The following is a 9389-nucleotide window of genomic DNA, read 5'->3' on the forward strand; positions in this document are numbered from 1 at the left end:
AATGACCCCTGTCATTCACCCCTTTAAACCAGTGTAGTCACTGTTTAGCAGACTGCCATATTTAGCAGTCTGCTTTCATGGAATACGTTATTCGTCTTCCAATTCGATGTTGATACCCAGTGAACGGATCTCTTTCAACAATACGTTGAACGACTCAGGCATACCTGGTTCCATCTGATGGTTACCATCAACAATGTTTTTGTACATTTTGGTACGACCGTTAACGTCATCCGACTTAACAGTAAGCATTTCTTGTAGCGTGTAAGCCGCACCGTATGCTTCCAGTGCCCATACTTCCATCTCCCCGAAACGCTGTCCACCAAACTGTGCTTTACCACCAAGAGGTTGCTGAGTAACTAAGCTGTACGAACCGGTAGAACGGGCGTGCATCTTGTCATCAACTAAGTGGTTCAGTTTCAGCATGTACATGTAACCTACAGTTACTGGACGTTCGAATTGTTCACCTGTACGACCATCGAAAAGTGTAATCTGACCAGAAGTTGGAAGATCTGCTAATTTCAGCATCTCTTTAATTTCCATCTCTTCTGCACCATCGAACACAGGTGTTGCAGTTGGCATACCTTTTTTCAGGTTTTCAGCCAAACGTAACACTTCTTCATCACTGAAGGTGTCCAAATCAACTTTCTGACGAGGTGCCATACCCAGATCATAAGCTTTCTGGATAAATTCACGTAACTTAGCCACTTCTTGTTGCTGTTTCAGCATCGCATTGATTTTATCACCGATACCTTTAGCAGCCATACCCAAGTGAGTTTCAAGGATCTGACCAATGTTCATACGTGATGGTACACCCAGTGGGTTCAGTACGAGGTCAACAGGATTACCGTTTTCATCGTATGGCATGTCTTCAATTGGGTTAATCTTAGAGATAACACCCTTGTTACCATGACGACCCGCCATCTTATCACCAGGTTGGATCTGACGTTTAACAGCCAGATAAACCTTAACAATCTTCAATACACCCGGTGCTAAATCATCACCTTGAGTGATCTTACGACGCTTAGCTTCCAGTTTCTTCGCGAATTCAGCTTTCAGTTCATCATACTGTTCAGCTAATTGTTCTAACTGGTTTTGCTTCTCTTCATCAGCAAGACCCAGTTCTAACCAACGTTCACGAGGTAGTTTATCTAATTTGTCAGCTTCAATACCGCCGGCAATCAGAACGCCACGAATACGTGCAAAAAGACCCGCTTCAAAGATACGTAACTCTTCTGTTAAGTCTTTTTTAACTTCACGTAATTGTGATTCTTCGATTTCTAATGCACGTTTGTCTTTTTCTACGCCATCACGGGTGAAGACTTGTACATCAATAACTGTACCAGACACACCGTTAGGAACACGCAGAGAAGAATCTTTAACATCAGATGCTTTTTCACCGAAGATAGCACGTAGCAGTTTCTCTTCTGGAGTCAGTTGAGTTTCACCTTTCGGTGTTACTTTACCTACCAGAATATCACCGCCTTTCACTTCAGCACCGATATAAACGATACCTGATTCATCCAGTTTAGATAACGCAGCTTCACCAACATTAGGAATATCTGCAGTGATCTCTTCAGGCCCTAACTTAGTATCACGAGACACACAAGCAAGTTCTTGAATATGGATAGTTGTGAAACGGTCTTCTTGAACAACACGCTCAGATACAAGGATGGAGTCCTCGTAGTTATAACCATTCCATGGCATAAATGCCACGCGCATGTTTTGACCTAATGCAAGTTCACCAAGGTCTGTTGATGGACCATCGGCAAGTACATCACCACGTTCAACAGGTTCACCTAAAGAAACACAAGGTGTTTGGTTAATACATGTGTTTTGGTTAGAGCGGGTATATTTAGTTAAGCTGTAAATATCAATGCCTGCTTCACCAGCATAAGTCTCATCTTCGTTTACTTTGATAACGATACGAGAAGCATCAACATACTGAACAGTACCACCACGTTTTGCTACCGCAGTAACACCGGAGTCAACCGCTACAGCACGTTCCATACCTGTACCTACCAGTGGTTTATCACCACGAAGTGTAGGAACAGCCTGACGTTGCATGTTCGCACCCATCAATGCACGGTTGGCGTCATCGTGTTCAAGGAATGGGATCAGTGAAGCACCGACAGAAACAACCTGTTGAGTTGAAACGTCCATGTACTGAACTTGATCACGACTAAATAAACTTGACTCACCTTTATGACGGCAAGTTACTAATTCTTCTACGAAGTGGCCATCATCATCTAATACGGAGTTAGCCTGAGCAATGATGAAGTTACCTTCTTCAATTGCAGACAGATAGTGGATTTCATCTGTTACAGCGTTGTTTTCTACAACACGGTAAGGCGTTTCTAGGAATCCGTACTCGTTAGTCTGTGCATAAACAGATAATGAGTTAATCAGACCGATATTTGGACCTTCAGGTGTTTCGATTGGACACACACGACCATAGTGAGTTGGGTGTACGTCTCGAACTTCGAAGCCTGCACGTTCACGAGTCAGACCACCAGGGCCTAATGCAGAAATACGACGTTTATGGGTAATTTCTGACAGCGGGTTATTCTGATCCATAAACTGCGATAACTGGCTAGAGCCAAAGAACTCTTTAACTGCAGCAGAAATCGGTTTTGCATTGATCATATCTTGTGGCATTAATGCATCAAGATCACCTAAAGATAGACGCTCTTTAACTGCACGCTCAACACGCACCAGACCAACACGGAATTGGTTTTCAGCCATTTCGCCAACAGAACGAATACGACGGTTACCTAAGTGGTCGATATCATCCACTTCACCTTTACCATTACGGATATCAATCAGTTTTTTCATCACTTCAATGATATCTTCTTGGCTTAAGATGCCAGAACCTTCAACTTCTTCGCGACCTAAAGAGCGGTTGAACTTCATGCGACCAACCGCAGAGAGATCATAACGATCTTCTGAGAAGAATAAGTTCTCAAATAAGTTTTCTGCCGCTTCGCGAGTTGGTGGTTCACCAGGACGCATCATGCGATAGATTTCAACTAATGCGCTTAAACGATCGTTGGTAGGATCGACGCGAATAGTTTCTGAAATATAAGCACCATGATCTAAATCGTTGGTAAACAGTGTTTCGATGGTTTTATGACCAGCTTGACTTAAGCGAGCTAACACATCTAAAGAGATTTCCATGTTAGCAGCACAAATCAATTCACCTGTCGCTTCATCAATATAGTCACGAGCCACTACTTTACCTGCGATGTATTCAACAGGTACTTCGATGCGCTCAATTTGTTCTTTTTCTAACTGACGAATATGACGAGCAGTAATACGGCGACCTTTTTCGACATAAACTTTGCCGTTTGCTTCAATATCAAATGAAGCTGTTTCACCACGCAGACGCTCAGGAACTAACGTCATCATCAGTTTATTATTACTGATTTCAAACGTTGTTTTCTCGAAGAACAGATTTAAGATGTCTTCGGTGCTGTAGTTCATTGCGCGTAAAATGATAGTCGCTGGTAATTTACGACGACGGTCAATACGGACAAAAAGATTATCTTTAGGGTCGAATTCGAAGTCTAACCATGAACCACGATAAGGAATAATACGTGCGTTATACAGTACTTTACCTGAAGAGTGCGTTTTACCTTTATCGCTATCAAAGAACACACCAGGGCTACGATGTAACTGGGAAACAATAACACGCTCAGTACCATTGATAACAAAAGTACCATTATCGGTCATTAATGGGATTTCACCCATATAGACTTCTTGTTCTTTGATGTCTTTAACGGTGCCTTCTGGGGCTTCACGTTCATAAATGACCAGACGCAGTTTTACACGTAATGGTGCAGAATAAGTTACACCACGGATCTGACATTCTTTAACATCAAAAACAGGCTCGCCAAGGCGGTAGCTGACATATTGCAGTTCAGCATTGCCGCTGTAGCTTTGGATTGGAAATACGGAACGGAAAGCCGCTTCCAGCCCATTTTGACCATCAGGATCTTGCTCGATAAACTTCTGGAACGAGTCAAGTTGGATAGAAAGGAGATAGGGAACATCCAGAACTTGTGGACGTTTACCAAAATCCTTACGAATACGTTTTTTCTCGGTATAGGAGTAAACCATAGGGTTCCTCAGCTCGCTGAAAAGTGACCCACTCTGCCTGCCCTTGTTATTAAGGGTGACACGACATTCATCTAACACTGTTTTTTTGTAGGTAGGAAAATAAAATTTTCCATAATACTTATTGCTATTACTCTTAAATCATTTCATTGCATTGCGCACACTACCGAGCTTTTGGAAAAACGTGGATCGTAGTGGCTAACACAGTATATTAAGTCGTCAATAGCAAAAAATATTGAGGTAAAGAGGAAGCCAAAAAAGTGTGAAAAAGCTACTCTTACCTTACAGCGCAAAAAGGCTGGTGACCAAAAAATCACCAGCCATCAGCCGTTAGGCTGCTCTCTGGGAAGTTAAATTACTTAACTTCAACCTCAGCACCTGCTTCTTCCAGAGCTTTCTTCAGAGCTTCAGCATCATCTTTGCTTACGCCTTCTTTCAGAGCTGCTGGAGCAGATTCTACTAAGTCTTTAGCTTCTTTCAGACCAAGACCTGTAGCGCCACGTACTGCTTTGATTACTGCTACTTTGTTACCGCCGATACCTTTCAGGATAACGTCGAATTCAGTTTTTTCTTCAGCAGCTTCTGCTGGACCCGCAGCAACAGCAACAGCTGCAGCAGCAGATACACCGAATTTTTCTTCCATCATAGTGATCAGTTCAACAACGTCCATTACAGACATTTCAGCAACTGCATTTAAGATATCGTCTTTAGAGATAGACATAACAATTGTTCCTAAAATTCAGAAAAAGTTTATACGTAGTAAAGCAACGAAGGAAATTGGCTATTAAGCAGCTTCTTTCTGATCGCGCAGTGCAGCCAGAGTACGAACCAGTTTGCCGGCAGCGGCTTCTTTCATGGTTGACATCAGGCGTGCGATTGCTTCTTCGTAAGTTGGTAGTGTAGCCAGGCGATCAATGTTTGAACCTGGGATAAACTCACCTTCAAAGGCAGCCGCTTTAATCTCGAATGCTGGGTTCGCTTTCGCGAAATCTTTGAACAGACGAGCTGCAGCGCCCGGGTGTTCAGAAGAGAAAGCAATCAAGGTAGGACCAACAAATGCGTCTTTCAGCACTTCATAAGAAGTACCTTCAACAGCGCGACGTAGCAATGTGTTACGTACTACACGTACAGTAACACCAGCTTCACGACATGCTTTACGCAGTTCAGTCATTTTATCTACAGTTACACCACGGGAATCCGCAACAACTGCAGACAGCGCGCCTTTGGCAACTTCGCTGACTTCAGCAACAATCGCTTGTTTGTCTTGAAGATTTAGTGCCATTAGCTTCTTGCTCCTGGATTAACCGAGTAAAAACTCGGGACTCACATCACTTATTGCCACAATGGAAATAAGCGCTAAAACACGGTGAGCAGAATCCAGAATATAAAATTCTTTTTGGCTCTCTCACCGTCTACGCAGGAAAATTAAGTAATTACTTACACCTGCGGTCTTGGACGGGGTCTGGATAGGCCAGACTCCAACCGAATTTGGGAATTTAGTTATGTTGACTCACATTCAAAATACAACATAGCTAAACTCAAGGCGTCAAATTCTATACAAATTTGACGCCAAGGTAAAGTCTTTTATGACTTTTAGTCTAATCGAGGATTAAACTGTCGCGCTTAAGCTTGCTTGATCAATAGCAACACCTGCACCCATAGTGGTAGACAGGCTTACTTTCTTGATATAAACGCCTTTAGCTGAAGATGGTTTTGCTTTTTTCAGCGCAACCAGCAGAGCTTCTAAGTTTTCTTTCAACTGAGCTTCGTTGAAATCAACTTTACCGATAGTGGTATGGATAATACCATTTTTGTCGTTACGGTAACGAACCTGACCAGCTTTAGCATTTTTAACAGCTTCAGCAACGTTAGGTGTTACAGTACCCACTTTCGGGTTTGGCATTAAACCGCGTGGACCAAGGATTTGGCCTAATTGACCAACAACGCGCATTGCATCTGGAGATGCAATTACAACGTCAAAGTCCATTTCGCCAGCTTTAACTTTAGCAGCTAAGTCATCCATACCGACTAATTCTGCACCAGCTTCTTTAGCAGCTTCTGCATTTGCACCTTGTGCGAATACAGCAACGCGAACTGAACGACCAGTACCGTGTGGCAGAACAGTAGCACCACGAACGTTTTGGTCTGATTTACGAGCATCGATGCCGAGGTTAACAGCAACATCAACACTTTCAACAAATTTAGCTGTAGCTAACTCTTTCAATAAAGCAACTGCTTCATTGATTTCGTACTGTTTCACTACATCTACTTTTTCACGGATATTGCGCATGCGCTTGGTTAGTTTAGCCATCAGATTAGTCCTCCACTACCAGGCCCATGGAACGAGCAGTACCTTCAATTGAACGCATCATAGCTTCAACATCAGCACCAGTCAGATCCGCAGCTTTAGTTTCTGCAATTTCACGAACTTGAGCAGTAGTTACTTTACCTACTTTCTCTTTGTTCGGTTTGCCAGAACCTGATTTCACGCCCGCCGCTTTCTTCAGCAGAATCGCTGCTGGAGGAGTTTTAGTAACGAAAGTGAAAGAACGGTCTGCGTAAACTGTAATAACAACAGGGATTGGTAAACCTTTTTCTACGCTTTCAGTTTTAGCGTTGAATGCTTTACAGAATTCCATGATGTTAACACCTTGTTGACCCAGAGCTGGACCAACTGGTGGACTTGGATTAGCCATACCTGCTGCAACTTGCAGTTTGATATAGGCTTGGACTTTCTTAGCCATTAATTAATTCCTCAATGTGGGTATATCGCCCGGCTAGGGCTCCCCGATTTACTTTGCTTTGTCTCATGACAAAACAACTCAAAACGAAAGGTGGAAAATTGTAGTGAACTTTTCCACCTTTTGCAAGAAAGGCGAGTAAAAAGGTTTAACCTTTTTCAACCTGACTAAAGTCTAATTCCACTGGGGTCGCACGACCAAAGATAGAAACAGACACTTTCAGGCGACTTTTCTCGTAATCAACTTCTTCAACAACACCGTTAAAGTCAGCAAATGGACCATCACTAACACGAACCATTTCACCTGGTTCAAACAGTGTTTTAGGACGTGGTTTGTCACCAACTTGTTGTAGACGATTCATGATCGCATCAACTTCTTTATCACTAATTGGTGCAGGTCTGTCTGAAGTACCGCCAATAAAACCCATGACTCTTGGCACATTACGCACAAGATGCCAAGTTGCATCATTCATGACCATTTGGACAAGAACATAGCCTGGGAAAAATTTACGCTCACTTTTACGGCGCTGTCCGCTACGGATCTCAACAACTTCTTCTGTTGGAACCATAACTTCGCCAAATGAGTCTTCCATTTCGTTTAATTTGATATGTTCACGCAGAGACTGTGCTACACGGCCTTCGAAGCCTGAAAAGGCTTGAATAACATACCAGCGTTTTTTAGGAGAATCAGTCATGAACACCTCACAGGCCAGTAATAAATGAAACTAAACGAACCAGAATGCCATCCAGTCCCCAAAGAACCAATGACACAATAGCCGTCACCGCAGCAACGATTAATGTTGTCTGCAATGTTTCTTGACGCGTTGGCCATACTACCTTACGCATTTCAATTCGAGCTTCGCGAGCAAATGCTAGTGTTGCTTTACCTTGTGTTGTCCACAACGCAACTCCGCCCGCAGCCGCGAACAGAATAACAACCGCTAAAGCCCGCAACGCAAGGTTAAATTCACGATAAAGATAGTTGCCACCCACTGCTACTACCAGCAATAAGACGGTAATGATCCACTTAGCGATATCACCACCGCGTTTGCTATCTTGAGCTCCGCTATTCGCACTCATAAATTAACCTGTCCATATGATGTAAATAAATAGCCAGCTTGCCTCGCAAGAGCAAAACAAATCAGACTAACCATAAATAAACTATGATTGCATCTGACACAGCGTCATATCTCTATGACATTCGTATCTGCAAGATACTGGACTCAATTCGTTGTATCAGAGCCTATCTCACCAATAATTTCCAGAAAACTAGTGATGAGATAGGTTCTTTTTCAAACAACGCATAAAAAGGGCATCAATTGATGCCCTTCTTTAGGAAAATTACCGAGTAATTAACCTAATACTTTAGCAACAACACCCGCACCTACTGTACGGCCACCTTCACGGATTGCGAAGCGTAAACCTTCGTCCATTGCGATTGGGTGGATCAGTTCAACGATCATGTTCACGTTGTCGCCTGGCATTACCATTTCTACGCCTTCTGGTAATTCGATAGTACCAGTTACGTCAGTTGTACGGAAGTAGAACTGTGGACGGTAGCCTTTGAAGAATGGCGTGTGACGACCACCTTCATCTTTGCTCAGAATATAAACTTCTGATTCAAATTTGTTGTGTGGGTTGATTGAACCTGGTTTCGCCAGTACTTGTCCACGTTCGATTTCTTCACGTTTTGTACCACGCAGCAGAACACCTACGTTCTCACCTGCACGACCTTCGTCAAGTAATTTACGGAACATTTCAACGCCAGTACAAGTTGTTTTTGCGGTTTCTTTGATACCAACAATCTCAACTTCATCACCTACTTTGATGATACCACGCTCTACACGACCAGTAACTACTGTACCACGACCTGAGATTGAGAATACATCTTCGATTGGTAACAGGAATGGTTTGTCAATTGCACGCTCTGGCTCTGGGATATAAGAATCCAGTGCTTCTGCTAATTCAACAATTTTTGCTTCCCACTCTGCTTCGCCTTCCAGTGCTTTCAGCGCTGAACCACGGATTACTGGAGTGTCATCACCTGGGAAATCGTATTGAGACAGAAGTTCACGAACTTCCATTTCAACTAATTCTAACAGCTCTTCATCATCTACCATGTCACATTTGTTCAGGAATACGATGATGTAAGGAACACCAACCTGACGACCTAACAGGATGTGCTCACGAGTTTGTGGCATTGGACCATCAGTTGCTGCTACTACCAGAATAGCTCCGTCCATTTGCGCAGCACCAGTGATCATGTTTTTAACATAGTCGGCGTGACCTGGGCAGTCTACGTGTGCGTAGTGGCGAGTTGGAGTATCGTATTCTACGTGTGAAGTAGAGATGGTGATACCACGCGCTTTTTCTTCTGGCGCATTATCGATTTGGTCGAATGCACGAGCAGCACCACCGTAAGTTTTAGCTAAAACTGTAGTGATTGCAGCAGTCAGAGTTGTTTTACCGTGGTCAACGTGGCCGATAGTACCAACGTTAACGTGCGGTTTTGAACGTTCAAATTTTTCTTTAGACA

General features: G+C 43.2%; 8 protein-coding genes. All 8 read right to left on the reverse strand.

Going from position 1 to position 9389, the window contains the following annotated elements; all coding sequences use genetic code 11:
* Positions 1-87: 87 nt before the first annotated feature.
* Complete coding sequence (rpoB, locus tag AACU95_RS17650; protein ID WP_004246906.1) at positions 88-4116, reverse strand: DNA-directed RNA polymerase subunit beta; 4029 nt, start codon at positions 4114-4116, stop codon at positions 88-90.
* A gap of 352 nt (positions 4117-4468) precedes the next feature.
* Positions 4469-4834, reverse strand: coding sequence for a 50S ribosomal protein L7/L12 (rplL, locus tag AACU95_RS17655; protein ID WP_004246905.1), 366 nt, complete (start codon positions 4832-4834; stop codon positions 4469-4471).
* A 63-nt stretch (positions 4835-4897) separates the two neighbouring features.
* On the reverse strand, positions 4898-5395 hold the full coding sequence (gene rplJ, locus AACU95_RS17660) for a 50S ribosomal protein L10 (protein WP_004246904.1): 498 nt from the start codon (positions 5393-5395) through the stop codon (positions 4898-4900).
* A gap of 327 nt (positions 5396-5722) precedes the next feature.
* On the reverse strand, positions 5723-6424 hold the full coding sequence (rplA, locus tag AACU95_RS17665) for a 50S ribosomal protein L1 (RefSeq protein WP_004246903.1): 702 nt from the start codon (positions 6422-6424) through the stop codon (positions 5723-5725).
* A 4-nt stretch (positions 6425-6428) separates the two neighbouring features.
* Positions 6429-6857, reverse strand: coding sequence for a 50S ribosomal protein L11 (gene rplK, locus AACU95_RS17670; RefSeq protein WP_004246901.1), 429 nt, complete (start codon positions 6855-6857; stop codon positions 6429-6431).
* Between the two features lie 145 nt (positions 6858-7002).
* Positions 7003-7548 carry a transcription termination/antitermination protein NusG gene (nusG, locus tag AACU95_RS17675; RefSeq protein ID WP_004246900.1) on the reverse strand — a complete coding sequence of 182 codons (546 nt, stop codon included), beginning with the start codon at positions 7546-7548 and terminating at the stop codon, positions 7003-7005.
* Positions 7549-7555: 7 nt separating this feature from the next.
* Entirely contained in the window at positions 7556-7933 is a 378-nt protein-coding gene (gene secE / locus AACU95_RS17680; RefSeq protein WP_004246899.1) for a preprotein translocase subunit SecE, read from the reverse strand.
* A gap of 272 nt (positions 7934-8205) precedes the next feature.
* On the reverse strand, positions 8206-9389 hold a 1184-nt coding region (gene tuf, locus AACU95_RS17685; RefSeq protein WP_017627866.1), incomplete at its 5' end, for an elongation factor Tu.

Origin of the sequence: Proteus sp. G4415 (assembly GCF_963896075.1) — a bacterium.
Classification (GTDB): Bacteria; Pseudomonadota; Gammaproteobacteria; order Enterobacterales; family Enterobacteriaceae; genus Proteus; species Proteus mirabilis.

Coding starts and splice junctions, on each gene's coding strand:
- rpoB (WP_004246906.1), bottom strand. CDS start 4,116: ATGGTTTACTCCTATACCGAGAAAAAACGTATTCGTAAGGATTTTGGT.
- rplL (WP_004246905.1), bottom strand. CDS start 4,834: ATGTCTATCTCTAAAGACGATATCTTAAATGCAGTTGCTGAAATGTCT.
- rplJ (WP_004246904.1), bottom strand. CDS start 5,395: ATGGCACTAAATCTTCAAGACAAACAAGCGATTGTTGCTGAAGTCAGC.
- rplA (WP_004246903.1), bottom strand. CDS start 6,424: ATGGCTAAACTAACCAAGCGCATGCGCAATATCCGTGAAAAAGTAGAT.
- rplK (WP_004246901.1), bottom strand. CDS start 6,857: ATGGCTAAGAAAGTCCAAGCCTATATCAAACTGCAAGTTGCAGCAGGT.
- nusG (WP_004246900.1), bottom strand. CDS start 7,548: ATGACTGATTCTCCTAAAAAACGCTGGTATGTTATTCAAGCCTTTTCA.
- secE (WP_004246899.1), bottom strand. CDS start 7,933: ATGAGTGCGAATAGCGGAGCTCAAGATAGCAAACGCGGTGGTGATATC.